At 71.6% G+C, this 26,053-nt stretch carries 23 protein-coding genes and 1 pseudogene; 13 read left to right on the top strand and 11 right to left on the bottom strand.

The genetic code is table 11. The features are described from left to right. Positions 1-942, bottom strand: a complete 942-nt coding sequence (locus tag ACFY9S_RS33505) for a recombinase family protein (RefSeq protein ID WP_391136036.1) — start codon at positions 940-942, stop codon at positions 1-3. A 12-nt stretch (positions 943-954) separates the two neighbouring features. Then, the gene (locus ACFY9S_RS33500; protein WP_391136033.1) at positions 955-1,449 is read right to left on the bottom strand and encodes a recombinase family protein; all 495 of its coding nucleotides are present in this window, start codon (positions 1,447-1,449) and stop codon (positions 955-957) included. Between the two features lie 26 nt (positions 1,450-1,475). Between ACFY9S_RS33500 and ACFY9S_RS33495 the strand changes: the two are divergent. Further along, positions 1,476-1,598: pseudogene (locus tag ACFY9S_RS33495) on the top strand (EamA family transporter); the annotation flags it as partial. A 72-nt stretch (positions 1,599-1,670) separates the two neighbouring features. After that, the gene (locus ACFY9S_RS33490) at positions 1,671-1,946 is read left to right on the top strand and encodes a DUF1876 domain-containing protein (RefSeq protein WP_031138714.1); all 276 of its coding nucleotides are present in this window, start codon (positions 1,671-1,673) and stop codon (positions 1,944-1,946) included. Between the two features lie 3 nt (positions 1,947-1,949). Here ACFY9S_RS33490 and ACFY9S_RS33485 read toward each other — a convergent pair whose 3' ends face one another. The 6 genes from ACFY9S_RS33485 to ACFY9S_RS33460 form a co-directional block, all read right to left on the bottom strand. Beyond that, positions 1,950-3,113: a serine hydrolase gene (locus ACFY9S_RS33485; protein ID WP_391136029.1), complete on the bottom strand. Its 1,164-nt coding sequence runs from the start codon at positions 3,111-3,113 to the stop codon at positions 1,950-1,952. 43 nt (positions 3,114-3,156) lie between these two features. Further along, positions 3,157-3,603: an Ohr family peroxiredoxin gene (locus tag ACFY9S_RS33480; RefSeq protein ID WP_391136026.1), complete on the bottom strand. Its 447-nt coding sequence runs from the start codon at positions 3,601-3,603 to the stop codon at positions 3,157-3,159. 139 nt (positions 3,604-3,742) lie between these two features. Next, on the bottom strand, positions 3,743-4,204 hold the full coding sequence (locus ACFY9S_RS33475; protein ID WP_391136023.1) for a MarR family transcriptional regulator: 462 nt from the start codon (positions 4,202-4,204) through the stop codon (positions 3,743-3,745). A gap of 10 nt (positions 4,205-4,214) precedes the next feature. After that, complete coding sequence (locus ACFY9S_RS33470; RefSeq protein ID WP_391136020.1) at positions 4,215-4,982, bottom strand: ATP-binding cassette domain-containing protein; 768 nt, start codon at positions 4,980-4,982, stop codon at positions 4,215-4,217. Continuing rightward, positions 4,970-5,731, bottom strand: a complete 762-nt coding sequence (gene cbiQ, locus ACFY9S_RS33465; RefSeq protein WP_391136017.1) for a cobalt ECF transporter T component CbiQ — start codon at positions 5,729-5,731, stop codon at positions 4,970-4,972. Before cbiQ ends, ACFY9S_RS33470 begins: the two co-directional genes overlap by 13 nt. Position 5,732: 1 nt before the next feature. Then, complete coding sequence (locus ACFY9S_RS33460) at positions 5,733-6,869, bottom strand: energy-coupling factor ABC transporter permease (RefSeq protein ID WP_391136015.1); 1,137 nt, start codon at positions 6,867-6,869, stop codon at positions 5,733-5,735. 168 nt (positions 6,870-7,037) lie between these two features. Here ACFY9S_RS33460 and ACFY9S_RS33455 point away from each other — a divergent pair, with 168 nt between their 5' ends. Beyond that, a complete protein-coding gene (locus ACFY9S_RS33455) occupies positions 7,038-7,403 on the top strand; it encodes an SsgA family sporulation/cell division regulator (RefSeq protein ID WP_391136014.1) in 366 nt (121 codons plus the stop codon). A gap of 16 nt (positions 7,404-7,419) precedes the next feature. On the opposite strand, the gene ACFY9S_RS33450 is transcribed toward ACFY9S_RS33455, so the two are convergent. The 3 genes from ACFY9S_RS33450 to ACFY9S_RS33440 form a co-directional block, all read right to left on the bottom strand. Beyond that, positions 7,420-9,087 (bottom strand): penicillin-binding transpeptidase domain-containing protein, encoded by a 1,668-nt coding sequence (locus ACFY9S_RS33450; protein WP_391136012.1) that lies wholly within the window; start codon positions 9,085-9,087, stop codon positions 7,420-7,422. A 103-nt stretch (positions 9,088-9,190) separates the two neighbouring features. After that, the gene (locus ACFY9S_RS33445) at positions 9,191-10,825 is read right to left on the bottom strand and encodes a penicillin-binding transpeptidase domain-containing protein (RefSeq protein ID WP_391136159.1); all 1,635 of its coding nucleotides are present in this window, start codon (positions 10,823-10,825) and stop codon (positions 9,191-9,193) included. A gap of 128 nt (positions 10,826-10,953) precedes the next feature. Continuing rightward, on the bottom strand, positions 10,954-12,702 hold the full coding sequence (locus ACFY9S_RS33440; protein ID WP_391136010.1) for a phospholipid carrier-dependent glycosyltransferase: 1,749 nt from the start codon (positions 12,700-12,702) through the stop codon (positions 10,954-10,956). 111 nt (positions 12,703-12,813) lie between these two features. Between ACFY9S_RS33440 and rsmI the strand changes: the two genes are divergently transcribed. The 10 genes from rsmI to ACFY9S_RS33390 all read left to right on the top strand — a co-directional run bounded on the left by rsmI (position 12,814) and on the right by ACFY9S_RS33390 (position 25,927). Continuing rightward, the gene (gene rsmI, locus ACFY9S_RS33435; protein WP_391136008.1) at positions 12,814-13,662 is read left to right on the top strand and encodes a 16S rRNA (cytidine(1402)-2'-O)-methyltransferase; all 849 of its coding nucleotides are present in this window, start codon (positions 12,814-12,816) and stop codon (positions 13,660-13,662) included. Between the two features lie 280 nt (positions 13,663-13,942). Beyond that, positions 13,943-14,359: a hypothetical protein gene (locus tag ACFY9S_RS33430; RefSeq protein WP_391136006.1), complete on the top strand. Its 417-nt coding sequence runs from the start codon at positions 13,943-13,945 to the stop codon at positions 14,357-14,359. Between the two features lie 79 nt (positions 14,360-14,438). Then, entirely contained in the window at positions 14,439-15,329 is an 891-nt protein-coding gene (locus tag ACFY9S_RS33425) for a TatD family hydrolase (RefSeq protein ID WP_391136004.1), read from the top strand. A gap of 132 nt (positions 15,330-15,461) precedes the next feature. After that, positions 15,462-16,931, top strand: a complete 1,470-nt coding sequence (locus ACFY9S_RS33420) for a ubiquitin-like domain-containing protein (RefSeq protein WP_391136002.1) — start codon at positions 15,462-15,464, stop codon at positions 16,929-16,931. 30 nt (positions 16,932-16,961) lie between these two features. Continuing rightward, entirely contained in the window at positions 16,962-17,852 is an 891-nt protein-coding gene (gene rsmA, locus ACFY9S_RS33415) for a 16S rRNA (adenine(1518)-N(6)/adenine(1519)-N(6))-dimethyltransferase RsmA (RefSeq protein ID WP_391136000.1), read from the top strand. Then, positions 17,849-18,748 (top strand): 4-(cytidine 5'-diphospho)-2-C-methyl-D-erythritol kinase, encoded by a 900-nt coding sequence (locus tag ACFY9S_RS33410; protein WP_391135998.1) that lies wholly within the window; start codon positions 17,849-17,851, stop codon positions 18,746-18,748. Before rsmA ends, ACFY9S_RS33410 begins: the two co-directional genes overlap by 4 nt. 65 nt (positions 18,749-18,813) lie before the next feature. Then, positions 18,814-20,034 (top strand): hypothetical protein, encoded by a 1,221-nt coding sequence (locus tag ACFY9S_RS33405; RefSeq protein WP_391135996.1) that lies wholly within the window; start codon positions 18,814-18,816, stop codon positions 20,032-20,034. Between the two features lie 70 nt (positions 20,035-20,104). Further along, positions 20,105-21,913 carry an ATP-binding cassette domain-containing protein gene (locus tag ACFY9S_RS33400; RefSeq protein ID WP_391135994.1) on the top strand — a complete coding sequence of 603 codons (1,809 nt, stop codon included), beginning with the start codon at positions 20,105-20,107 and terminating at the stop codon, positions 21,911-21,913. Between the two features lie 191 nt (positions 21,914-22,104). Next, positions 22,105-23,922: a PQQ-binding-like beta-propeller repeat protein gene (locus ACFY9S_RS33395; protein WP_391135992.1), complete on the top strand. Its 1,818-nt coding sequence runs from the start codon at positions 22,105-22,107 to the stop codon at positions 23,920-23,922. Between the two features lie 64 nt (positions 23,923-23,986). Further along, positions 23,987-25,927, top strand: coding sequence for a PQQ-binding-like beta-propeller repeat protein (locus ACFY9S_RS33390; RefSeq protein ID WP_391135990.1), 1,941 nt, complete (start codon positions 23,987-23,989; stop codon positions 25,925-25,927). Positions 25,928-26,053 lie beyond the last annotated feature (126 nt).

Raw genomic sequence — 26,053 nt, 5'->3', positions numbered from 1 at the left:
CTAGTCCAATGGATTCGGCTTGATGTCCACCCGGTCGGTGTCGAACCCTCTGCCCCTCCTCGTCGGGGGACGGACGAACACGGCGGCGAACAGGAACCGGTAGATCGCGTTCATCCGTGCGTAGTCCTCTGCCTTCTCCAGCCTCTCCCAGTTCGCCTCCGCGTCCGGACCGGCGATGCCCTCTAGGACGGCCACGGGGCGCTTCACCGTCTTGCGCTGCCGTTCCTTCATCCGCTTGACGATCGGCGCACGCATCGCCTGGAAGTCGGCGGTCGAGAAGTCGTCGTCGTTGAGCCACAGCTCTTTCAGCTCCCGCAGCTTCTCGCGGTCCTTCTCGTCCGCGATGACGTCGGCCTCCGGGCGCGTGGTCGTGGCGGGCTCGTAGCCGGACGTGTCCAGCTTCGTCAGTACCTTGATCGCCACGTCCCGTACGAACTCCTCAAGCGGCCCGGCCGAGATGGAGCGGTTGCACTTCTGCTGGTCGGTGTTGTCGGAGCGGGTGCACCGGTAGTAGGCGTACCGGCCGCTGTTCGTGCCGCCCATACGCGCGCCGCACGTGCAGGTGGCGACTCCCCGCAGGAGGTAGTTCCGAATGGGGCGCTTCTTCGTGTCCTGGTGCTGCTGGGCGCGGTACTCCCGGAGCCGCTGCACCTCGTCCCACTGCCCGCGGTCGATGATGGCGGGCCACGTACCGACGGCCATTTCCTCGCCCAGGTGGAACCGCAGTCCGGCCACGAAGTGGGACGACAGCAGATGCCGAACGTTCTCGGGGTTCCACGCCTTGCCCTTCGACGTGGGGATGCCCCGGGCGACGAGATCTTTAGCTATGGCGTGCGGCGACTCCCCGTCCAGGTAGCGGCGGTACACCTCGCGGACGATCTCCGCCTCCTCCTCGACGATCGCGCGGCCGTCCCCGGTGTAGCCGTACGGCCGGTTGCCCACGTGGGGTCGGCCTTAGCGGGCGTGGTCCTTCAGGGCGTCCTTGAGGCGGCGGGACGTGTCGTCGGAGGAGCGGCAGGCGTGGGCGACCTCGATGCGGAGGATGAAGCGGTCGTCGGGGTCCGAGAGATCGCGGCGGTTCGCCTCGCCGTGGAGCAGGACGCGCTTGTCGTCGGCGATGGAGAGCAGCTCTTCGAGATCCTTGGGCTGCCGCATGAGGCGGTCGGGGTGGTAGACGATGACGTGCCGGATCTCTCCGGCCCCCATCGCCCCCAGCATCGCTTCCCATCCGGGGCGCTTGCGGTCGCGCTGCCAGGCGGAGCGGTTGTTGTCGATGTAGACGTGTGTCGGCTCGACGCGGAGCTGGAGGCGTTCGGCGATGTCCCGGCAGATGCGTTCCTGCCGGTCGACGCCGGTCTGGTCCTCGTCCCTGGTGTGGGAGATGCGGCAGTAGATCGCTGCGGGCTCGCCCGGTGTGACGGCGGCCCTTCCTAACTTGGGTCGGGTCATGCCAATCACTGTATGAGCGGGGTATGACATCGATCATCGTGGGTGCGGCGATCGGGGCCGTGTTCTTCAAGGAGCGGTTCGGAGTGCCGAGGATCGCGGCGGCCGGGCTGCTGGTCATCGGGATAGGGCTGATGCTGCGCGCCGGATAGGGGCTCGTCAGGCGGGTGCGTCCGGCCCGCGCGAGGAGCACCCTGGAACTAAGCGTTCCGGAGGTGATCGTCATGATGCACACCACCGTGGGGTGGCACGTCGAGATGGAGTTCACGGAGGACGACCAGCACACGCGAGCGGCCGCGATGGTCCGCCTGCCCGACGGCACCGAGGTACGGGCGCACGGGCACGCGAGCCGGCACCGGACCGACGCCAATCAACCGAGGGTCGGGGAGGAGATCGCCGGGGCGCGGGCGCTCAACGAACTCGCCATGCGGTTGCTGACCAAGGCCCACGAGGAGATCGACCAGGCGTCCGGCCGGACCTCGCACCCCATCCACGTATAGACGTCAGAGCCCCAGCACTCCCCGTACCGCCCGCACCAGCCCCTGCGCCCGCGGGTCCGCCGTCACCGTCTTGCGGAAGCCGTTGGTGACGTAGCCGAAGGCGATTCCCGTCTCCGGGTCGGCGAAGCCGAGGGCACCGCCGCGCCCCGGGTGGCCGAAGGAGCCCGGAGTGAGGAACGGCGAGGTGCTGCCGTGCAGCATGTAGCCGAGGCCGAAGCGGGTGCCGACCACCAGGACCCGGTCGGGGCCCGCCGACTCCTCGGCCCGGGCCAGTTCCACCGTCTGCGGCGTGAACAGGCGGGCGGCGCCGTTCGTGTCGCCGATCAGGGCCGCGTAGAAGCGGGCCAGTCCGTCCGCCGTCGCCATGGCGTTCGTCGCGGGGAGGGCGGTCGCCCGGTAGGCGGGGTCGTTCTGGTCCGGGAACGGGGAGATCGCGGCGAACGCCCGGCGGGTGAGGGAGGCCGGGTCCTCGTAGGCCTCGGTGACCGAGCGTTTGGGGCGGGCGCGCAGGCCACCTGCCGGCTCGGCCCCCTCGACGCGGCCCACGCGTCCCACCCGGCCGGCCTCCGACTCCGGCAGGCCGAGCCAGAGGTCCAGGCCCAGCGGGCCGGTGACCTGCGACGCGAGCCACTCCCCGGTGCCCTGCCCGGTCACGCGCCGCACGATCTCGTCGAGCAGCCAGCCGTAGGTGAGGGCGTGGTAGCCGTGGCCGGTGCCCGGCTCCCAGACGGGGGCCTGCGCGGCGACGGCCTCCGGGCCCTTCAGCGGGTCGAGGGCGTCCTGCGGGGTGAGCGGCCGGTCGAGGATCGGCAGCCCGGCGCGGTGGTTCAGCACGTGCCGTACCAGCACCCGTTCCTTGCCCCGCGCCTTGAACTCGGGCCAGTAGTGCCCCACCGGCGCGTCCAGGTCCAGCTGTCCGCGCTGGTGCAGCAGCAGGAGTACGGCGGCGGCGACCCCCTTCGTCGCCGAGCGCACGACCTGGGCGGTGCCGCGCTCCCAGGGGGCCGTGCCGTCGACGTCCTTGGTGCCGCCCCACAGGTCGACGACCTTCCGCCCGTCCCGGTAGACGGCGACCGCGGCGCCCCGGTCCCCGAGCGTTTCGAAGTTCCGTACGAACGCGTCCCTCACCGGCTCGAAGCCCTCGGCCACTGTGCCGTCCACGTCCACGCCCGTACTCCTCGTCGCCTCGCCGCCGCACCGGTGGTGCTCTCTAGCCAAGCAGGATGGTCACGTCGATGTTCCCGCGGGTCGCGTTCGAGTACGGGCAGACCTCGTGGGCCGCGTCCACCAGCCGGGTCGCGAGGTCGGCGTCGACGACCGGCACGGAGACGCTGAGGGCGACCGCGAGGCCGTACCCGCGCTGCCGGTTGGGGCCGATGCCGACCTTCGCGGAGACCGTGGAGCCGGTCAGGTCGTAGCCCTCGCGGTTGCCGACGAGGATCAGGGCGTTGTGGAAGCAGGCGCTGTAACCGGCCGCGAAGAGCTGTTCCGGGTTGGTGCCGTTGCCGTCGCCGCCGAGCTGCGGGGGCATGGCGACCTTGAGGGCGAGCTGTCCGTCCTGAGTGGTGACGTAGCCTTCGCGACCGCCGTGGGCGGTGGCCTCCGCCACGAACATGATCTTCGTCGGGCGGGTGTCGACGGCGGGGCCGTCAGTCATGCTGTCCTCCCCCGGAACCAAGTGCGCACAAATACATCGTGCACAAGGTACTGGCCGGTAACTCACCTGTCGGGTCCAGGGGGTGGCAACCGGGGGTAACCCTCAGGCCGTGTCCAGGGGGTGGCAACCGGGGGCTCTCTCAGCGGGCCCGGTCCGCCGCCGACTCCGCCCGCTCGGCCAGCCGCCACAGCTCCGCACGCAGCCGCCCGGCCTCCGTCCCGTCGAGCCCCGTCGCCGCGATCAGCGCGCCGGGCACCCGCCCCGCCCGTTCCCGGAGTTCCTCCCCGCGCCCCGTCATGGCCACGAGCACCGACCGCTCGTCCCGCGCCGACCGCTCGCGCCGGACCAGACCGGCCGCCTCCAGCCGCTTCAGCAGCGGCGAGACCGTGCCGTAGTCGAGGCGCAGGGCCGCGGCCAGCTCCTTGACGGTGGTCTCGCCGCGCTCCCACAGGACCAGCAGCACCAGGTACTGGGTGTAGGTGAGGCCCAGGTCGTCGAGGAGCGGACGGTACGCCGCCGTCACCGCGCGCTGCGCGGCGTACAGCGCGAAGCACAGCTGGTCGTCCAGCAGCGGTGATCCGTCGCTCTCCTGGTTCGTCACGCGGCCATTGTCACGGACGGGCCGGAGTCGCCGGGACGGAACGCGGGTCGAACCCGAACGGCAGCTCCAGACGGTGGGCCCGCATCAGCTCCTCGTCGGAGAGCAGCTCGCCCGTCGGCCCGTCGGCCGCGATCACCCCGTCGCTGAGGACCAGGGAGCGCGGGCACAGCTCCAGGGCGTAGGGCAGGTCGTGTGTGACCATCAGCACGGTCACGTCCAGGGAGCGCAGGATGTCCGCCAGTTCGCGGCGCGAGGCCGGGTCCAGGTTGGAGGACGGCTCGTCGAGCACGAGGATCTCCGGCTCCATCGCCAGCACGGTCGCGACGGCCACCCGGCGGCGCTGGCCGAAGGAGAGATGGTGCGGCGGGCGGTCCTTGAACTCCGCCATGCCGACCCGCTCCAGCGCCCGGTCCACGCGCTCCTCCAGGGCCGGGCCCTTCAGCCCGGCCGCCGCCGGCCCGAACGCCACGTCCTCGCGGACCGTCGGCATGAACAGCTGGTCGTCCGGGTCCTGGAAGACGATGCCGACCCGGCGCCGGACCTCGGCCATGTTCCGCTTGTCCAGGGGCAGCCCGGCGACCTTCACCGTGCCGGCACCGCCGGTCAGGATGCCGTTGAGGTGCAGCACGAGGGTCGTCTTGCCGGCGCCGTTCGGCCCGAGCAGCGCGACCCGCTCGCCGCGCGCGACCGAGAAGTCGACGCCGAAGAGGGCCTGATGCCCGTCGGGGTAGGCGAAAGCGAGGCCCGAGACCTCCAGGGAAGCAGTCACAGGGTCCATCCCAGCAGACAGACGAGCAGCGCGGCGCAGGGGAGGGCGAGGGCGTACGACCACTGCGCCCGGGACGCGGTCACCTCGTCGATGACGGGCATGGAGCCGGCGTATCCGCGGCTGACCATGGCCAGGTGCACCCGCTCGCCGCGCTCGTAGGAGCGGATGAACAACGCGCCGGCCGACTTGGCGAGCACGCCCCAGTGCCGGACGCCCCTCGCCTCGAAGCCGCGCGACTCCCGGGCGATCCGCATACGCCGCATCTCGTCGGTGACGACGTCGCCGTAGCGGATCATGAAGGACGCGATCTGCACGAGCAGCGGCGGGAGTCTGAGGCGTTGCAGGCCCAGCAGCAGTTCGCGGAGCTCGGTCGTGGCGGCCAGCAGCACCGAGGCCGCGACGCCCAGGGTGCCCTTGGCGAGCACGTTCCAGGCGCCCCACAGTCCGTTCACGCTCAGGGACAGACCGAGGACGTCGACCCGCTCGCCCTCCGCCACGAACGGCATGAGCACCGCGAACGCGACGAACGGCACCTCGATCAGCAGCCGCCGGAGCAGGAAGCCGGCGGGCACGCGCGCGACGCACGCGACGGCCCCGAGCAGCACGGCGTACAGCCCGAACGCCCACATCGCCTCGCGCGGTGTCGACACCACGACGACCACGAAGGCGAAGACGGCGGCGAGCTTGGTGTGCGGCGGCAGGCCGTGCACGGGCGAGTGCCCGTGCCGGTACAGCTTGTGCGCGTGCCCGGCTCCCATGTCAGACGCTCGTGCCCGTCGTGCTGGTGGTGCCGCTGGTGCTTGTCGTGGCGGTCGTGGAGGTCGCGTCCGTCGCCGTCGCGTTCGTCGCGTCCGTCGTGTCCGACGGGGAGGTGTCGTCCGTGCGGCGGCGGCGCACGGCCCAGAACACGCCGGTGCCCGCGACGACCGTGACGCCCACGCCGATGACACCCGCCAGCCCTCCGGACAGGCGGTCGTCGTCGACGTCCTCGACGCCGTAGTCGGCGAGGGGGGAGCCGGCCACCGCGTGCTCCTCGGTCTCCTTGTCGATGCCGTGGTCGGCGGCGACCTTCTCCAGGCCGTCGGGGTTCGCCGAGGCGTAGAAGCTGACGAACCCGGCCAGCACGAGGGAGGCGACCAGACCGGCCGCCCACACCTTGCGGTGCGAGGTCCGGGCGGCGGCGGGCACGGGCTCGGCGCCGGGGGCGTCGACCAGTTCGCCGTTCACCCGGAGCTTGAGCTTCTGCGTCAGCCCGCGCGCCCCGTACACCAGGTCCGGGCGGACGGCGATGACCGCGCCGACGGTCAGTGCGGTGATCACGGCCTCGCCGATGCCGATCAGGACATGCACGCCGATCATGGCGGTCGCGACCTTGCCGATCGACACGTCGGTGGTGCCGCCGATCGCGTACATCAGCGTGAAGGCCAGCGCGGCGGCCGGGACGGAGACCAGGGCCGCGACGAAGGCGGCGGCGGTGACCGACCGGCGGGTGCGGGGCAGCACCTTCACCAGGCCGCGGAAGAGGGCGTAGGCCACGACCGTCGTGACGATCGCCATGTTGGTGATGTTCACGCCCAGCGCGGTCAGACCGCCGTCCGCGAACAGGATGCCCTGCATCAGCAGGACGACGGAGACGCACAGGACCCCGGTGTAGGGGCCGACGAGTATCGCCGCCAGCGCACCGCCGAGGAGATGGCCGCTGGTGCCCCCCGCCACGGGGAAGTTCAGCATCTGCACGGCGAAGATGAACGCCGCCACGAGCCCGGCCAACGGCGCGGTGCGCTCTCCCCCCTGTTCACGGCGTGCGCCGCGCAGGCTCACGGCGATGGCGCCCGCGGCGATCACACCGGTGGCGGCGGAGGTGGGCGCGTTGATGAATCCGTCAGGTACATGCACCGTTCGATGATGTGGCTTGATGCGAACGGTTTGCAAGAGCGTGACTCTCGTTTTATCTCACCCGCGATATATCCGGCTCCAGAAGCGCAATCCGGAAAATATGCGACATTGGAGGGGGAGTGGACGCACGGTTTCCACTCGGATTGCGCACGGTGAAGGGGCCGTCCGATGTCCGTAGTCGAGCAGTACGCGCGAGCCCACATCGTCTCGGACGCGGCCGTGCCGCTCGTCGACGAGCTGGAGGCGGTTCCGGTCGCCCTGCGGTACGACCCCGACCACGATCCCCGGAAGGTGCGCATGGCGCTGCCGGGGGCCGGGGGACGCGAGTGGGTCTTCAGCCGTGAGCTGCTGGAGGAGGGACTGCGGGCCCCCGCCGGGAGCGGCGAGGTGCGGGTGTGGCCGTGCGGCCGGGTGCAGGTCGTGGTGGAGTTCCACTCCGCGCAAGGCGTTTCGGTGGTGCAGTTCGAGCGGCAGACGCTGCTGCGGTTCCTGCGGCGGACCTACATGGCCGCCGCGGAACCGGTCACTCACTGACCATCGAACCCGGTGCTCAGCCGCCCGCCTTGAGCAGGGCCGCCACGATCGGACCGGCCGTCGAACCGCCGTGTCCGCCCTGCTGGACCACGCCCGCGGCGGCCAGGTCGCCCCGGTAGGCCGTGAACCAGCCGTTCGGCTTCTTCTGCCCGTCGACCTCGGCGGACCCGGTCTTCGCGCCGACGTCGCCGCCGACCCCGGACATCGCCTCGGCGGCCGTGCCGTACGCGGCGGTGTACGCCATCAGCTCACGCAGCTGGGACAGGGTGCCCGCCGGCATCGTGCGCGCGGCCTTCGCCAGCTTGCGCCCGTCCACGTCAGGGGAGACCAGGTACGGCTGGTGGAAGGTGCCGGCCTTGACCGTCGCCGACACCGACGCCATGTTCAGCGGGTTCATCCGGACCCCGCCCTGCCCGATCAGCGAGGCACCCATCTGGGCCGCCGACTGCACGGGCACCGCGCCGTCGAAGGACGGCACCCCGATCGCCCAGTTGTTCAGGCCCAGGCCGTAGACCTGCTGGGCCTCCTTGGTCAGGTCGTCGTTCTCCAGCTCCGGGGCCTGGCTGATGAAGGCCGTGTTGCAGGAGCGGGCGAAGCTCGCCTTGAAGGTGCCGTTCTTGATCTGGAACTTGTCGTCGTTCTGGAACTTCCAGTGGCCGTACGTGAAGTACTTCGGGCACGGGTGCTTCTTGTCGGCCGAGGCCAGGCCCTTCTCGATCAGCAGCGACGAGGTGATGACCTTCATCGTAGAGCCGGGGGCCAGGGAGCCCTGGAAGGCGGTGTTGAAGCCGGGGGAGGCGTTGGCGGCGGCCAGGATCTCGCCGGTCGACACCCGCACCACGGCCACCGACGACCGGGCCTTCTTCGCGACCTGCCGCTCGGCCGCCGCCTGCAGGGCCGGGTCCAGCGTGGTCTTCACCGTGCCGGGCGTGCCCTCGCTCAGCTCCAGCAGGGTCTTGTCGGAGAGGTCCTTCGCCTCGGCGGACTTTCCGCGAACCACCCGCAGTTCGATGCCGGCCTTGCCGCCGGCCTTCTTGCCGTACTTCTCGCGCAGGCCGTCCAGGATCGGGCCGACCGAGGCGTACTTCTTCGTGGTCAGTTCGCCGCCGTCCCGGTCGAGGGCCTTGACCGGGGGTGTGCCCGCCGCGCCGGTGACGAGGGTGTCGCCGTCCCGCAGCTCCGGGTGCACGACCGCCGCGTGCCAGTCGACCAGTGGCTTCCCGTCGGCGGCGCGGCGCACGACGGTCAGGGCGCTGTCGTACGCCAGGGGCTTGTCGGTGCCCTTGTAGGACACCGTGCCCTTGACGGAGAACGGCACCTTGTCGCCGGTGGGCTTGCCCGGGGTGAGGGTGACGTCCTTGATGCGGGCGTCCTTGGTGTAGCCGGTGAGCAGCGACCGGGCCGCCGACGCGTCGTCGGTGGCCGCGGCGGCCCGGTCGACCTTCCGGGACTGCCAGGCGGTGAGGAAGGCGCGGGCGGTGGTGGTGACTTCGGCCGGGGACAGCGGGCCCGTCTTCACCTTGGCCTTCTGGTCCGACGCGCGTGTCCCGTCGTCGGCGGCGGCGCCACCGCCGTACAGCGCGTAGGCACCGGCCCCGGCGCCCACGACGACCACGGCGATCATCCCGCCGATCACGGCGGGTCTGGTCTTCGGTCGCTCGGTGACGCGCCTTCTGTTGCCCACTGCTGTCCGTTCCTCCGAGATTCCCCAGGGTCCCCGTTGCCCTCAGCTGTCCCATGGTGCAACGACGGCCACCACCCTAGAGTCCCGTGCCGCGGAGGTGAGATCAGCCACCTGTTCGTAGCACGGCTGCGACAATCGGCCCGGCCGCGTCACCGCCGTGGCCGCCCTCCTCGGTCATGGCCGCCGCCGCGATGTCGTTGCGGAATCCGGTGAACCAGCTGTTGGACCTGGCGTTGCCGTCGACCTCGGCGGAACCGGTCTTGGCGCCGATGTCACCGCCCAGCCCGGCCATGGCCTGCGCGGCGGTGCCCTGTGTGGCGGTGAGCCGCATCATCTCCTTGAGCTGGGCGGCGGTGCTCGCCCGCAGGCCCTGGGCCTGTGCCAGCTCGCGGCCGTCCAGCTTCGGCGAGACCAGGTAGGGCTGGCGGAAGGCGCCGGTGATGGCGGTCGCGGTCACCGAGGCCATGTTCAGCGGGCTCATCTGCACCTGGCCCTGCCCGATGGCGCCGGCCGCCCGGTCCGGTCCGCCGACGGCGGGGACGCTGCCGTCGAAGGAGGCGATGCCGGTCTTCCAGTTGTCCTGGCCCAGTCCGAAGCGCTGTTCGGCCTCCTGGGTCAACGAGGCGTCCGTGAGCGGCTTCTCGTCGATGAGCTTGATGAAGGCGGTGTTGCAGGACCGCATGAAGCTGTTGGCCAGCGTCGCGCTCTCGTCGGACTTCATGCCGGTCAGGTTCTTGAACGTCTGGCTCTGCCACACGGCGGTGTCCGGGCAGGGTGCCGGGCCGTTCATCGAGGTCACGCCGTTGTCGATGAGCATCGCGGCGGTGATGATCTTCATGGTGGAGCCGGGGGCCGCCTCGCCCTGGAAGGCGGCGTTGTAGCCGTCCGTGCGGTTGTTGGCCACGGCCAGCACCTCGCCGGTGCTGGGCTTGACGGCCACCACCGACGACTGGGCGAACCGCTTGACCGCCTTCTCGGCCGCCGCCTGCGCGCTGGGGCTGATCGTGGTGGTGAGCTTGCCCGGTCTGCCCTTGGCGAGGGTGAGCAGCGGGGTGTCGGGAGCATCGTTGCCGGGGTGCCGGATGACCAGCTCGACGCCGGGGGCGCCACCGGCCTTGTCGCCGTACTTGTCGCGCAGGGCGTCCAGGACCGGTCCGAGGGAGGGGTACTTCTCCTTCGTCAGCTCGGAGCCGTCGCGGCCCACGGCCTCGATCGGCGGGGTGGCCGACTGCTCGGTGACGAGGGTGTCCTCCTTCGTCAGCTCGGGGTGCACGACGGACGGCTGCCAGTCGACCAGCGCTTGCCCGGTGGTCAGCCCGCGCACGACCTTCAGCTCGCTCTTGTAGCCGAGCGGCTTGGACTTCCCGCCGTAGGCCACCTTCGCCTTCACCGTGTACGGCACGGTGGTGCCCCGGGCCGTGCCCGGCGTGATCTTCACGTCGGTGATGTGCGCCTCGTCGCCGAAGGCGGTGAGCAGCTGCTCGGCGGCCGCGTCGTTGTTCGTGTACGAGGCCGCCGAGGCGGCGGCGCCCTTCTCCCAGGCCGCGAAGAACTTGGCCGTGGTCTCCTTGACCTCGTCCTTGCCGGGCGGCCCCGACTTCGTCTCCGCGGCCACCCCGCCCGTGCCGCCCCTGTCACCGTCGAGCGCGCTCACGATGTTGTAGGCGCCGTACCCGGCCCCGCCCGCCATCACCGCGAACACCCCGCCTATGACGGCGGCTCTGACCCCCTTGCCCACTGGCCGGCCCTCCCCGTTGAGCCCCACGCGCTCCTTTGAACGCGTTCAGAAAGCTCGATCCCGGGGGGCACTCTATGCGTAACCGCTTACTGCCGGGACATGAGTTTCGATTTTTGACCGAACACAGATCAGACCCACGTATCGAGCCACATCCGCGCCCGCCAGTCGTCGATCGGGATGGCGGTGCCCGTGTACAGGGGCCAGAAATAGATGAAGTTCCAGGTGATCAGGAGGACCAGGACGCCCGCGGCCGTGGCGCCCGCGACGCGGCGGGTGTCGCCGGAGCGGGGCGGGCCGATGATCGCGCCGAGGAGCATCGCCACCGCCAGGCACAGGAACGGCAGGAAGACGACGGCGTAGAAGAAGAAGATCGTGCGCTCCTGGTACATGAACCAGGGCAGGTAGCCGGCCGCGATGCCGCAGGCGATGGCACCCGCGCGCCAGTCACGGCGGAAGAACCAGCGCCACAGCACGTACAGGACCGCGAAGCAGGCGACCCACCACAGCAGCGGCGTGCCGAGGGCGAGCACCTCGCGGGCGCACTTCTCGCCGGCGTCGGCGGGGCAGCCGTCCTTGCCGGGGGCCGGGGACTCGTAGAAGTACGACACCGGACGGCCGAGGACGAGCCAGCTCCACGGGTTGGACTGGTACGTGTGCGGTGAGGACAGGCCGACGTGGAACTCGTACACCTGGTGCTCGTAGTGCCACAGGCTGCGCAGCCAGTCGGGCAGGAACGCCCAGCCGTCGCCCTTGCCGCCGGTCGCGGCCCAGTTGCGGTAGTAGCCGCCGGAGCCGTCGGTCGCGGAGAGGATCCAGCCGGTCCAGGACAGGACGTAGGTGACCAGGGCCACCGGGACCGTGGCGAGGAACGCGAGGCCGGTGTCCCGCTTGAGGACCGCCGAGTACGGGTGCCGGGCCCCGGCGACCCGCCGCGAACCGACGTCCCACAACACGGCCATCAGGCAGAACGCGGCCAGGATGTAGAGGCCGTTCCACTTCGTGCCGATGGCCAGGCCCAGCATCAGGCCCGCCGCCCAGCGCCAGGGGCGCCATCCCAGGCGGGCCGTCTCGGCCGTGTGCCGGTCGGGCCGGGCCCGGCCGTCCTCGTCCAGCGGCAGCGCGGCGGCGAGTCTCGCACGGGCCCTGTCGCGGTCGACCAGCAGACAGCCGAACGCGGCCAGCACGAAGAACATCAGCACGCCGTCCAGCAGCGCCGTGCGGCTCATCACGAAGTGCAGGCCGTCCACCGCCATCAGCGCGCCCGCCAGACACCCCAGGAACGTGGAGCGGAACAGGCGGCGGCCGATCCGGCACAGCAGCAGCACGGACAGCGTGCCGAGCACCGCCGTCATGAAACGCCAGCCGAAGGGGTCGAACCCGAACATCAGCTCGCCGAGCCCGATGACGTACTTGCCGACCGGCGGGTGCACGACATACGCGGCGTCCGCGGGGAGCGTGACGTTCCCGCCCGACGACAGGACCAGGTCGTTGGCGTTCTTGTCCCAGTTGAGTTCGAACCCGCGGTGGACCAGCGCCCACGCGTCCTTGGCGTAGTACGTCTCGTCGAATATCACCGCCCTGGGGTTGCCCAGGTTCCAGAACCGCAGCACCCCCGCCAGCAGCGTGACGAGCAGCGGGCCGATCCAGCCCGACCAGCGCACCAGCCGGCCCGCGAGCGGGTGCGGGACGCCGAGCGCCGCCCACAGACGCGGGGAGGGCTCGGTGTACGGCGGCACCAGGCGGTCACGGACGTCGCGGGCGTCGCTTCTGGGCTGCCCCTGGTAGCCGAAGCGGCGCAGCCGCTGCTGCCAGGACGGCCGCTGGTCGAGCGGCGCCTGGCCCTGCCGGGTGTCCGTGGAGGACGCGGTACTGGTCACCGCGCCATCGTAGGGAACCGTTCTGTGTGAGTCCCGTGCATGGCCGGTATGCGTCCGCATGCTCCGCCCCTGGGAGGAGTCCGCGTCCGCCGCCCCTGGGAGGATGGGAGCGTGATCGGAACCCTCGTACTAGCAGGCACCCCCATCGGCGACACCGCGGACGCCCCGCCCCGGCTCGCCGAGGAACTGGCCGGAGCCGATGTGATCGCCGCCGAGGACACGCGGCGGCTGCGCCGGCTGACCCAGGCGCTCGGTGTGACGCCCAGGGGGCGGGTGGTGTCGTACTTCGAGGGCAACGAGTCCGCCCGGACGCCGGAGCTGGTCGAGGAGCTGGTGGGCGGGTCGCGGGTGCTGCTGGTGACCGACGCGGGGATGCCGTCCGTGTCCGACCCGGGGTACCGGCTGGTCGCCGCCGCGGTCGAGCGGGACGTGCGGGTCACCGCCGTGCCCGGGCCGTCCGCGGTGCTCACCGCGCTCGCGCTGTCCGGACTGCCGGTCGACCGGTTCTGCTTCGAGGGGTTCCTGCCGCGCAAGGCGGGAGAGCGCCTGGGCCGGCTGCGGGAGGTCGCCGGAGAGCGGCGGACGCTCGTCTACTTCGAGGCTCCCCACCGGCTCGACGACACGCTGTCGGCCATGGCCGAGGTGTTCGGGGCCGGACGGCGGGCCGCGGTGTGCCGGGAGCTGACCAAGACGTACGAGGAGGTGCGGCGGGGCGGGCTGGGGGAGCTGGCCGCGTGGGCCGCGGAGGGGGTGCGCGGCGAGATCACCGTCGTGGTGGAGGGAGCGCCGGAGAAGGGCCCCGAGGAGGTCGGGCCGGAGGAGCTGGTGCGGCGGGTCCGGGTGCGGGAGGAAGCGGGGGAGCGGCGCAAGGAGGCGATCGCCGCGGTGGCGGTGGAGGCCGGCGTGCCGAAGAGGGTTGTCTTCGATGCGGTGGTCGCCGCGAAGAACGCTGCGGGGTGACCGGGTTCGGGGCGAGGGCTGCTGTGCTTCGCGGGACGCGCGTCGTGCGGGGCTTGTCGCGCAGCTCCCCGCGCCCCCGGCTTGTCGCGCGCAGCTCCCCGCGCCCCTGAGGGGCGCCTTCGTGCGCCCCATGCGTGGGTAAAGGCGCCGGGGGCTCGGGGCAAGGGAGCCCCAAATCGGGGCCAACACTCGACAGTTCTGCTGCCACCGGTCCGGCCGGGGAGTCCACTGGGGTGCGGGGACGGAATCGTCCTCACGCCACAGCGGAACAGGAGCTGGCATGAGTGAGATCGCAGGGCAGACCGGGCTCCGCGCCGGTGCCACCGCAGTCGTCAACGAGTCCTACTCGTTCGCCTGCATGCGGTGCGGGCACGGCTGGGAGCAGTCGTACGAGATAGAGCACCACACGGACGCCGCGGGTCATGAGTTCGTCCTCTACGTCGCGGACGGCAAGGTGGTGCCCTCCCCGTTGAGCAAGCCCGAGTGCCACAACTGCGACAGCCACGTCGTGCGGATCATGCGGCCCGGGCGGGTCGCGTCGGCGCACGACGCCGCGCACCGGCCGTCCCGCGTGCCGCCGCCCGCCGGGCCCGTGGAGGCTCCCTCGGCAGGGCCCGGGAGCGAGGGCGAGGAGCGCGAGCACCACCACTGGCACCTGTCCGACCTGCTGCATCCCTTCCAGCGCAAGGCGAGCTGACCCGTCCGGCTGCCTTGTCCGACGCCCTCCCCGGTCCTCCCCCGTCGGGGAGGGCGTGCCCCTTTCGTAGGATCGGGGCATGCCTTCGAACGACTCCGGCCGCCAGGACAAGAACGCGGCCCCGCCCCTCCCGGAGCCCCTGCGGGTGCCGGTCGCCGACTCCCACACCCACCTGGACATGCAGTCCGGCACGGTCGAGGAGGCACTGGCGAAGGCGGCGTCGGTCGGAGTGACGACGGTCGTGCAGGTCGGCTGCGACCTCAAGGGCTCCCGGTGGGCGGCCGAGACGGCTGCGGCCCACGACGCCGTCCACGCCACGGTCGCCCTGCACCCGAACGAGGCGCCCCGGATCGTGCACGGCGACCCCGACGGGTGGTCGCGGCAGGGCGCCCGCGAACCCGGCGGCCCAGCCGCGCTGGACGACGCGCTCGCCGAGATCGACCGGCTGGCCGCGCTGGAGCAGGTCAAGGGCGTCGGCGAGACCGGCCTCGACTACTTCCGCACCGGGCCCGACGGCAAGGACGCCCAGGAGCGGTCCTTCCGCGCCCACATCGAGATCGCCAAGCGGCACGGCAAGGCCCTGGTCATCCACGACCGCGACGCCCACGCCGACGTCCTGCGCGTGCTCAAGGAGGAGGGCGCCCCCGAGCGGACCGTCTTCCACTGCTACTCCGGTGACGCCGAGATGGCGGGGATCTGCGCGAGCGCGGGCTATTTCATGTCCTTCGCCGGCAACGTCACCTTCAAGAACGCCCGGAACCTGCGGGACGCGGTGGCGGTGGCCCCGCTGGAGCTCCTCCTCGTCGAGACGGACGCGCCCTTCCTCACACCGGCGCCCTACCGCGGACGGCCCAACGCCCCGTACCTCGTGCCGGTCACCGTGCGGGCCATGGCCGAGGTGCGCGGCATCGACGAGGACACCCTCGCCACGGCACTCGGCGCGAACACGGCACGCGCGTTCGCTTACTGACCCCGGGTCCACAACCACACCGCACGACCGTGCGTAGTCGCGTCGCTTTGGAGAGTGACGAACGCTCCGCTAGGTTCTGGGGGCCCGATCCGGACCCCTCTGGACCCCTCCGGCCCCCTGGAGCGCGTCGGCGTGAGCAATTCCCGATACGAAACGTACGAGGCATACGAGACGTACGAGACGTACGGCCCGGCCTACGCCGACCCGGTGTACGGCGGCTTCGACGCGCCGGCCGATCTGCACAGCGCACAGACGCTCGGCTACGGGACCCCCGGGGCACCCGGCGCCCACCGGGACACCTACCGGCCCGCCTACGAGGCGCCGACCCCGCCCGGGCTGCCCCGGCAGGGCGCTCCGCACGACGGGCCCGCGCCCGGGTCCGTCGAGCAGCCGGGCCAGGAGCGGCCAGGCCAGGGCCCGGGTGCGCACGCCGGATCGCGTGCCGCGGCGCGCACCGGCTCGCACCGCAGATCCGCACGCCGGCGCAAGGCCCGCTACCCCGAGCGCCCGGACAGCCCCATGCGGCGGCTCCTCCCGCAGGCCCTGGTCGTCGCCTTCCTCGCCGGCGGCACCACGGCGTTCGTCGCCAAGGACAAGGCGATCGAGCTGAACGTCGACGGCAAGGCGCGCACACTGCACACCTTCGCCGACGACGTCACCGAACTGCTCGCGGAGGAGGGCGTCGAGATCGGCGCCCACGACGTGGTCGCGCCCGGGCCCGGCACGGACATCAGCAGCGGCGACGAGGTCGCCGTGCACTTCGCCCGTCCCCTGCGGCTCACCCTCGACGGGCACCGGCGCGAGGTCTGGACGACCGCCCACACGGTGGACGGAGCGCTGCGGCAGCTGGGTGTGCGACAGGAGGGAGCGTACGTGTCCACCTCGCGCTCCCGCCGCATCGGGCGCGAAGGGCTCGCACTGGACGTACGGACCGAACGCACCGTCACGATCATGGCGGACGGCCGTGCCCGCACGGTGCGCACCAACGCGGCGACCGTACGGGAGGCCGTCGAGGAGGCCGGGATCACCCTGCACGGCCAGGACACCACCTCGGTCCCGCAGAACAGCTTCCCGCGCGACGGGCAGACACTGACCGTGCTGCGGATCACCGGCGGCAAGGAGGTCCGCGAGGAGCCGGTCCCGTTCCCGGTGCGGCGGACGGAGGACCCTGACCTGTTCCGGGGCACGGAGGTCGTGGAGCACGCGGGCGAGCCGGGCCTGCGCCGCGTCACCTTCTCGCTGCGCACGGTCAACGGCGTCAAGCAGAAGCCGCGCCGGATCAGAACCGAGCTGGTGCGCGAGCCGCGCCCGCAGGTGGTCAAGGTCGGCACCAAGGAGCGCCCCGCCTCCGTCCAGGGCGCCGACCACCTCGACTGGCGGGGCCTGGCGGCCTGCGAGTCCGGCGGCCGGCCCGACGCGGTCGACTCCTCGGGCACCTACGGCGGCCTCTACCAGTTCGACACCCGGACCTGGCAGGCCCTCGGCGGCAGCGGCCGCCCCCAGGACGCCCCGGCGGCGGAACAGACGTACCGGGCGAAGAAGCTGTATGTGCGGCGGGGGGCCAGCCCCTGGCCGCACTGCGGGGCACGGCTGGGCGGATAGGGGGGAACCGAACCCCCGTACCCTTGTCCCGTGACCAGCAGCCCCACCCCCGACGCCCTCCTGGGCCCCGCCGACATCCGCGAGCTCGCGGCAGCCCTCGGCGTACGCCCCACCAAGCAACGCGGACAGAACTTCGTGATCGACGCGAACACCGTCCGCCGTATCGTCCGCACCGCCCAGGTCCGCCCCGACGACGTGGTCGTCGAGGTCGGCCCGGGGCTCGGGTCGCTCACCCTCGCGCTGCTGGAGGTCGCCGACCGGGTCATGGCCGTGGAGATCGACGACGTGCTCGCCGGTGCGCTGCCCGCGACCATCACGGCCCGCATGCCCGAGCGCGCCGACCGGTTCAACCTCGTCCACTCGGACGCCATGCACGTCACCGAGCTGCCGGGCCCGGCCCCGACCGCCCTGGTCGCCAACCTCCCCTACAACGTGGCCGTCCCGGTCCTGCTGCACATGCTCGACACCTTCCCGACCATCGAACGCACCCTCGTCATGGTCCAGGCGGAGGTCGCCGACCGGCTGGCCGCGCCGCCCGGCTCGAAGGTCTACGGCGTCCCCTCGGTCAAGGCCAACTGGCACGCCGAGGTCAAGCGCGCCGGCGCCATCGGGCGGAACGTGTTCTGGCCCGCGCCCAACGTCGACAGCGGCCTGGTGTCCCTGGTCCGCCGGAGCGAGCCGCTGAGGACGACGGCCTCGAAGCGCGAGGTGTTCGCCGTCGTCGACGCGGCGTTCGCCCAGCGCCGCAAGACGCTGCGGGCCGCGCTCTCCGGCTGGGCCGGATCCGCCGCCGCCGCCGAGGAGGCCCTGGTCGCCGCAGGGGTCTCGCCGCAGGCCCGGGGCGAGTCGCTGACCGTGGAAGAGTTCGCGCGTATCGCCGAGCACAAGGCGGACCCGCAGGAGGAGAAGGAGCCCGCATGAGCGTCACGGTCCGCGTCCCGGCCAAGGTCAACGTCCAGCTGGCGGTCGGCGCCGCCCGCCCCGACGGCTTCCACGATCTGGCCAACGTCTTCCTCGCGGTCGGCCTCTACGACGAGATCACCGTCACCCCGGCCGACGAGCTCCGCGTCACCTGCGAAGGCCCGGACGCCGGCCAGGTTCCCCTGGACCGTACGAACCTGGCGGCGCGCGCGGCGATCGCGCTGGCCGAGCGGTACGGGCGCAGCCCCGGCGTCCACATCCACATCGCCAAGGACATCCCCGTCGCCGGCGGCATGGCGGGCGGCAGCGCGGACGGCGCCGGCGCCCTGGTGGCCTGCGACGCACTGTGGGAGACGGGCGCCCGTCGTGACGAACTCCTCGGCATCTGCGCCGAGCTGGGCAGCGACGTGCCGTTCAGCCTGGTCGGCGGGGCGGCCCTCGGCATCGGGCGGGGCGAGCAGCTGACGCCCCTGGAGGTCGGCGGCACCTTCCACTGGGTCTTCGCGATGGCCGGGCGGGGCCTGTCCACCCCGGCCGTCTTCCGCGAGTTCGACCGGCTCGGCGCGGGCACGGACATCCCCGAGCCCGTCGCCTCCCAGGAACTCCTCGCCGCCCTCGCCAAGGGCGACCCGGACGCGCTCGCCGCCGCCGTCTCCAACGACCTCCAGCCCGCGGCCCTGTCCCTCTTCCCCGAACTCGCCGGCACCCTGGCCGCGGGGCGTGCCGCCGGTGCCCTCACCGCGCTCGTCTCGGGCTCCGGCCCGACCACCGCGTTCCTCGCCCGCGACCCGGAGTCGGCCGCCGCGGTGGCACAGGCGCTGGTGTCGTCCGGGACGTGCCGGACGGTGCGCACGGCGTCGGGCCCGGCGCCCGGGGCGACGGTCGCCGGGCGTTAATCACGTGCCCCGGCGGCTGCCGGGCGCCTAGGCTCCCCCAGTTGTTTTCAAAAGGGGGCACAGACGTGAAGGAACTGGTCGCGGCCGTACGGCGCGGCGACTCGGACGAGGTCACGGCCCTGCTCGACGCAGGTGCGGACCCCGACACCCCCGACGCAACAGACGGCCTCCCGGTCCTCTGCCTCGCCGTGGCGGCGTACGACCGGCCCGTCGCCGAGGCGCTGCTCCAGGCCGGTGCCGACCCCCTGCGCCGACTGCCCGACGGGAGCACCCCGCTGCTGCGGGCGGTGGACGGCGGGTCCCACCTGCTGACCCACGCGCTCGCCACCAGTCGGATCCCGCTCCCGGCACCGGCGCGCGCCGAAATGCTGGCCCGGGCCCGGCGATGGGCCGAGGCGGGCACAGAGGCCGAACTGCGCCGCCTCACCGGCCACACCGGGCCGGTCGAGCGGATCCGGGTCGAGGACGACGAGGTCGGTTGGTGGTCCGAGCAGCTCACGCTCGGCGGGACGACCGTGCGCGACGAGCACCGGGCGGTCCTCACCTCCATGGAGGCTCGCTACGGCATCCGCACTCCCTTCGACGAACTGGTCGCGCGCGCCCTCGCCCACCCCGACCGGGACCACGTCGTGTGGTGCGACGTCGTGTTCACGCTCGGCCGGAGGCTCGACGAGGAGACCTGGCAGTGGTCCAGGGACCTGCTCGACCACCCCGACCGGGTGCACCGACTGCTCGCCGCCGACCTCCTGCTGTCCCTGATCCTCGGAGACGTCGTCACGGGCCACGACCCGTTCTGGGACCGGGGGCGGCAGCTCGTGCCCTGGGCGGAGCAGGAGCGGGACCCGGAGGTGCTGGCGGTACTGCTCCACGCGATGACCCATGACAGCGCCCCGGAGATCGAGGCCGTCGGGCTGTCGTACCTCTCCCACCCGGACCCGAGGGTGCGTGCCCTGGTTCCGGAGACCGTGCACCACCCCGAGAGCCTCACCACCGTGCTCACCCTGGCCCATGACGAGGACCCCGGCGTACGCGGGGCGGTGTGCCACTGGCTCGTCCACGACCGGGGGAGCGAGCCCGAGGTGGGGGACGCGCTCGTCGCGCTCACCCATGACGAGCAGCAGTCGATCCGCATCTGCGCCGTGTCCGGCCTGGCCGTGCGCGACGATCCGCGCTGCGTGGAGGCCGAGCACCGGATCGGCCCCCTCGACCCGGAGCTGCCGTTCGACGAGCGGCTGATGGACGTGTGGCGCTACCAGCGCCGCCGGGAAGCCGCGGCCGGCGGCTGACCGCCCCGGCCGGAGCACCCCCGCGCGCGACTACCCTGGGGGGTGATCCATCCCCCTTGGCAGGAGAGTAATGGCCGTCAACCTGGTCAATGTCGAGAACGTCAGCAAGGTGTACGGCACCCGCGCCCTGCTCGACGGTGTCTCCCTCGGCGTCGCCGAAGGGGAACGCATCGGCGTCGTCGGCCGCAACGGTGACGGCAAGACCACGCTGATCCGGATGCTCGCCCGGCTGGAGGAGGCCGACACGGGGCGCGTCACGCACTCCGGCGGTCTGCGCATCGGCGTGCTCACGCAACACGACTCCCTCGACCCCGAGGCCACCGTCCGCCACGAGGTCATCGGCGACATGGCCGACCACGAGTGGGCCGGCGTCGCCAAGGTCAGGGACGTGCTGACCGGCCTGTTCGGCGGGCTCGACCTGCCGGGGTTCCCCAAGGGGCTCGACACCGTCATCGGCCCGCTCTCCGGCGGTGAGCGGCGCCGGATCGCACTGGCCAAGCTGCTCATCGAGGACCAGGACCTGCTCGTCCTGGACGAGCCCACCAACCACCTCGACGTCGAGGGCATCGCCTGGCTGGCCAAGCATCTGCAGAACCGCAGGTCGGCGTTGGTGTGCGTGACCCACGACCGGTGGTTCCTCGACCAGGTGTGCACACGCATGTGGGACGTCCAGCGCGGTGCGGTCTACGAGTACGAGGGCGGCTACTCCGACTACGTCTTCGCCCGTGCCGAGCGCGAGCGCATCGCCGCCACCGAGGAGGTCAAGCGGCAGAACCTCGTCCGCAAGGAGCTGGCCTGGCTGCGCCGCGGGGCGCCCGCCCGTACGTCCAAGCCGCGCTTCCGCGTCGAGGCCGCCAACGAGCTCATCGCGGACGTGCCGCCGCCCCGGGACAGCAGCGAGCTGATGAAGTTCGCCTCCACCCGGCTGGGCAAGACCGTGTTCGACCTGGAGGACATCACCGTCCAGGCGGGCCCCAAGGTCCTCCTCAAGCACGTCACCTGGCAGCTCGGGCCCGGCGACCGGATCGGCCTGGTCGGTGTCAACGGCGCCGGGAAGACGTCCCTGCTGCGGGCCATGGGCGAGGCCGCTTGGTCCGACGGCGAGACCCAGCCCGTGGGCGGACGCGTCCGCGTCGGCAAGACGGTGAAGCTGGCCTACCTCTCCCAGGAGGTCGCCGAACTCGACCCGGCCACCCGCGTGCTGGAGGCGGTGCAGCAGGTGCGTGAGCGCGTCGACCTCGGCAAGGGCCGCGAGATGACCGCGGGGCAGCTGTGCGAGACGTTCGGCTTCACCAAGGAGAAGCAGTGGACGCCCGTCGGCGACCTGTCCGGTGGTGAGCGCCGCAGGCTCCAGCTGCTGCGTCTGCTCATGGACGAGCCCAACGTCCTCTTCCTCGACGAGCCCACCAACGACCTCGACATCGAGACGCTGACGCAGCTGGAGGACGTCCTCGACGGCTGGCCCGGCTCGATGATCGTCATCTCCCACGACCGGTTCTTCATCGAGCGCACCACCGACCGGGTGTTCGCGCTGCTCGGCGACGGCGCCCTGCGGATGCTGCCGCGCGGCATCGACGAGTACCTGGAGCGCAGGCAGCGCATGGAGGAGGCCGCTGCAGCCTCGGCCCCGGCCGCCGCGCAGCAGTCCACCGCCCCGGAGAAGAGCGCGGCCGGACAGCGCGCCGCCAAGAAGGAGCTCCAGAAGATCGAGCGGCAGCTCGACAAGGTCTCCGAGAAGGAGACCAAACTCCACGCCCAAATCGCCGAAAACGCCACAGACTTCGCGAAGGTCGCCGGACTGGATGCCGAGCTGCGGGAGTTGGCCGGTCAGCGCGAGGAGCTGGAGATGCGATGGCTGGAACTGGCCGAGGACGCGTGAAGGGTGCGTGAAGGCGCATAACGAGGGCATCACGGGCCGGTCCTCCCTTGGGAACAGGGGATGATCGGCCCGGTGTGTTGTCGGAACCTGGTGATAGAAAGAGTCGTCTTAGAACTTTATGAAGCGACTCTGAGCCCATCGCGTACCTCAGGGCGTGGCTAAAAATCAGTGATCGAACGGGGGAGCCGCTGATGACTCAGCCGCCCAGTCAGCCACCGCACGATGGCTTCGGTGCACCGCAGAACCAGCCGCCGCAGGGCGGTGGTTACGGGGCACCGCAGACCCCGCCACCACCGCAGACCCCGCCACCACCGCAGGGACCGCCCCAGACGCCGCCGCCCCCGCAGGGCCCGCCGCAGCCGGGGTACGGCTACCCGCAGCAGTCCCCGCAGCAGCCCGGTCCGTACGGGCAGCCGGGACAGCCGGGGCCGTACAACGCCGGCCCCTACGGCCAGCCGCAGCAGCCGGGCCCGTACGGCCAGCCGCAGCAGCCGGGCCCGTACGGCCAGCCCGGGTACGGCTACCCGACGCAGCCGCAGTACCCCGGTGCGCCCGGCACGCCGCCCGGGGGCGGCTCGAACAACCCCTTCAAGGGCAAGCCCGCCATGATCATCGGTGCCGCCGTCGCCGCGCTGCTCGTGGTCGGCGGCACCGTGTGGGCCGTCACCGGCGGTGACGACGGCAAGGGCAAGAAGAAGCCGGTCGCCCAGAAGACCGACGACGCCAAGCCCGGCTCCTCCGCCCCGGTCAACCCCGGTGACGGCAGCGGCGACGGCGGCGAGGACCCGGAGGACCTCAACGAGGGCCGCCAGGCCGGCGAGGCCAAGGTCCTCTGGTACAAGGAAGCGCCCGACGCGCCCGGCTCCGGCGCCGACGCCAACGGCATGTGGATCACCGGCAAGACCGCGGTGAAGGCCGCCTACAAGCAGCTCTTCGCCTACAACGTCGGTGACGGCAAACCCGCCTGGGACGCGATCACCTTCCCGCAGAAGATCTGCGCGACGACTCCGCAGAAGACGTCCGACGACAAGATCGTCGTCGCGTACATGAGCGGCAGCAGCGACCGCGCCAAGTGCAACCAGCTGCAGGAGATCGACCTCGGCACCGGCGAGAAGGGCTGGAAGGAAGCTGTCGCCGACGGCGCCCTGTTCGACTCCACGCTCTCCGTCGAACTGTCCATCACCGGCAAGACGCTGATGGTGGGCCGCTCCCAGTCCGGCACGGCGTACGACGTCACCAACGGCGACAAGCTCTTCGACAAGAAGAAGTACGGCAACGCCTGCTTCCCCGCCGCGTTCGCCGGCGGCGAGAAGCTGATCGCCGTCTCCTCCTGCGGCGCCGGGACCGACAAGGAGCACGACGAGCTCCAGGAGCTCGACCCCAGGACCGGCAAGGCCAGGTGGACCCAGCCGTTCGACAAGGGCTGGCGGGTCGCGCGCACCTACTCGGTCAGCCCGCTGGTCGTCTACAGCACCAACTCGGACAAGAAGGCCTGGAACATCTCCACCTTCACCTCCGGCGGCAAGTTCCGCTCGCAGGTCGGCTTCGACGAGGACTTCGCCCCCGAGTGCGGCTGGGCGATCCTCGAACGCGACCTCACGGGCTGCCAGGGCGTCGCCGTCGACGACTCCACGCTGTACCTGCCGACCAAGGCCACGTCCGGCGCCAACGAGATCGTCGCGGTCAACCTGGCGGACGGCAAGGAGAAGTGGCGGGTGAAGTCCCCCTCCGACGAGTCGATGATGCCGGTGAAGACCGAGGGCGACAAGCTCATCGCCTATGTGGAGCCGTCGTACGACGCGGGCGGGCAGATCGTGTCCATCCCGACCGGCGGCAGCAGCCACAAGCCGTCCAAACTGCTGCAGAACCCGCAGGGCGCCGCGGACATCGAGGACAGCTTCTTCTCCAAGGACATCGACTGGGCCGACGGGCGCTTCTACATCTCGACGACCCGGCTGAGCGGCAACGACGACACGAAGGAGAAGTTGATGCTCGCCTACGGCAAGTGACTCTTCCTCCGTCGGGTTTCCCTTCGTCCGCGTCGTCCGTCCCCTTCCCCGAGGTACCCACGCCATGACCCAGCCGCCGCCCCCGCCGCCCCAGCAGCCCCCGCAGGGGGGCGGCTTCGGGCCGCCCCAGGACCAGCCGCCGCAGGACCAGCCGCCGCAGACCCCGCCGCCCGCGGCCGGGCCGGACCTCGGCAAGGCCCCGGAGCCGGGGTACGGCTACCCCCAGGCACCGCAGGCACCGCAGGCACCCCAGGCACCCCAGGCGCCTCCGCCGGCCGCGCCGCAGACCCCGCCCCAGCCTCCGCAGGGTTACGGGTATCCGCAGGGGGCTCCGGCGCCCCAGCCTCCGCAGGCCCCGCAGGGCCCGCCCGGCTACGGCTACCCCGGCCAGCCGCCGGGGGCGTACGGGCAGCCGCAGCAGGCGCCCTACGGTCAGCCGGGGTACGGCCAGCCGGGGTACGGGCAGCCGGGCTTCGGCCAGCCGGGGTACGGGCAGCAGCCCGGTTACGGCTATCCGCAGCAGACCATGCCGCACCCGCCGCAGCCGGGACAGCCGGGCGGCGGCAAGAAGGTCAACGCGCAGGTGCTGATCATCGTCGCCGCGGTCGTGGCGATCGCCCTGATCATCGGCGGCGGTGTCTGGTACGCCTCGTCCGGGAAGGACGACGGGAAGAAGGACGACACCGCCTCCTCCAGCGGCGGCACCGGCGGCACGGACGACGACAAGGGCGGCACCACCTCCGGCAAGGAGAAGCCGCCGTCCGACCCCAGTGCCAAGGTCCTCTTCCAGGTCCCGGCGCCCGAGGTGAAGAACGACAGCACGGTCGTCGTCTCCGGCTCGTGGCTCACCGACAAGGCGTACGTCAAGAGCGGCATCGCCCAGATCATCGGCTACGACCGTGACAAGGGCAGCGAGCTGTGGAAGATCCCGCTGGACGGCCCGGTGTGCCAGGCCAGCCGCCACGTCACGGACGACAACCTGACGGCGATCCTCTACCAGCCGGCGATGCCCACCAAGGCCGACCCCTCGCACGGGTGCAGCGAGATCGCGCTCATCGACCTCGACGCCGGCAAGAGGCTGTGGACCAAGACGGTCAAGACCGGTGACCAGCTGATCACCTTCGACAACATCACCCTCAGCGGGAAGACGGTCGCCGTCGGCAGCACCAGTGGCGGCGCCGCCTTCGACGTCTCCGGCAAGCTCCTGTGGAGCCCGAAGCCGGCCGACTCCTGCTACGACGCCGGGTACGGCGGCGGCGAGAAGCTGGTCGCGGTGCGCAAGTGCGGCTCCTACGACCAGCGGCAGCTGCACATCCAGACGATCGACCCGAAGTCCGGGAAGGTGATCTCGGAGTACAAGATGACCCAGGGCATCGAGTACGCGAGCATCGTGTCGACCAACCCGCTGGTCGTGGCCGCCGACGTCGGTGACTCCGCGGGCGACGGCAGCGGCATCTCCGACTTCTTCTCCATCGACAGCAAGACCGGCAAGCTGCGCACGCGCATCTCCGCGCCGGGCGAGCAGTTCGCGGCCCGCTGCGAGGGCATCACCCGCGTCGAGGCCTGCAACCTGCTGGCCGTCGGCAACGACCGGCTGTACCTGCCGACCGAGGAGCACGACGGCACCGGCAAGTACAGCCAGACCAACGAGATCGTCGCCTTCGACCTCGCCACCGGCAAGCAGACCGGGCAGCGGGCCGACGCGGGCGACGGCTACACGATCTCGCCGCTGCGCATGGACGGCGGCAACCTGATCGCGTACAAGCGTCCCCCGTACGACAAGGGCGGACAGGTCGTGAGCATCTCCGGCACCGGCTTCAAGGAGACGACGCTGCTGCAGAACCCCGCGACGGACTCCGTGCGCGACGTGGAGACCAGCATGTCGCCGGAGTACTCCGAGTTCCTGTATGCCGACGGGCACCTCTACATGTCCAAGGTGTACGCGAGCAAGCGGTCGACGGTGAGGGAGAAGGAGTACCTGGCGGTCGGCTTCGGTACGAGCTGATCGTCTGGTGATCGACTGAGGTTCCCTTCGGTCCCGTCCCTGTTCAGGGACGGGACCGTTCGCGTTTGGCTGAGTCAACCTCGTATGAGGGGAATTTCGGCGATCCGGGGCGATTCTCGTGGGTAG

The sequence above is a fragment of the Streptomyces sp. NPDC012474 genome (assembly GCF_042955185.1).
GTDB lineage: Bacteria > Actinomycetota > Actinomycetes > Streptomycetales > Streptomycetaceae > Streptomyces > Streptomyces cahuitamycinicus.
The sequence above is the reverse complement of the archived record's forward strand: the minus strand, read 5'-3'. Positions and strand labels throughout refer to the sequence as shown.

What these genes read in the sequence shown, in the direction of transcription:
- ACFY9S_RS33500 (WP_391136033.1), bottom strand. Translation starts at nt 1,449, where the DNA reads ATGACCCGACCCAAGTTAGGAAGGGCCGCCGTCACACCGGGCGAGCCC.
- ACFY9S_RS33490 (WP_031138714.1), top strand. Translation starts at nt 1,671, where the DNA reads ATGATGCACACCACCGTGGGGTGGCACGTCGAGATGGAGTTCACGGAG.
- ACFY9S_RS33480 (WP_391136026.1), bottom strand. Translation starts at nt 3,603, where the DNA reads ATGACTGACGGCCCCGCCGTCGACACCCGCCCGACGAAGATCATGTTC.
- ACFY9S_RS33470 (WP_391136020.1), bottom strand. Translation starts at nt 4,982, where the DNA reads ATGGACCCTGTGACTGCTTCCCTGGAGGTCTCGGGCCTCGCTTTCGCC.
- cbiQ (WP_391136017.1), bottom strand. Translation starts at nt 5,731, where the DNA reads ATGGGAGCCGGGCACGCGCACAAGCTGTACCGGCACGGGCACTCGCCC.
- ACFY9S_RS33455 (WP_391136014.1), top strand. Translation starts at nt 7,038, where the DNA reads ATGTCCGTAGTCGAGCAGTACGCGCGAGCCCACATCGTCTCGGACGCG.
- ACFY9S_RS33430 (WP_391136006.1), top strand. Translation starts at nt 13,943, where the DNA reads ATGAGTGAGATCGCAGGGCAGACCGGGCTCCGCGCCGGTGCCACCGCA.
- ACFY9S_RS33425 (WP_391136004.1), top strand. Translation starts at nt 14,439, where the DNA reads ATGCCTTCGAACGACTCCGGCCGCCAGGACAAGAACGCGGCCCCGCCC.
- ACFY9S_RS33410 (WP_391135998.1), top strand. Translation starts at nt 17,849, where the DNA reads ATGAGCGTCACGGTCCGCGTCCCGGCCAAGGTCAACGTCCAGCTGGCG.
- ACFY9S_RS33400 (WP_391135994.1), top strand. Translation starts at nt 20,105, where the DNA reads ATGGCCGTCAACCTGGTCAATGTCGAGAACGTCAGCAAGGTGTACGGC.
- ACFY9S_RS33395 (WP_391135992.1), top strand. Translation starts at nt 22,105, where the DNA reads ATGACTCAGCCGCCCAGTCAGCCACCGCACGATGGCTTCGGTGCACCG.
- ACFY9S_RS33390 (WP_391135990.1), top strand. Translation starts at nt 23,987, where the DNA reads ATGACCCAGCCGCCGCCCCCGCCGCCCCAGCAGCCCCCGCAGGGGGGC.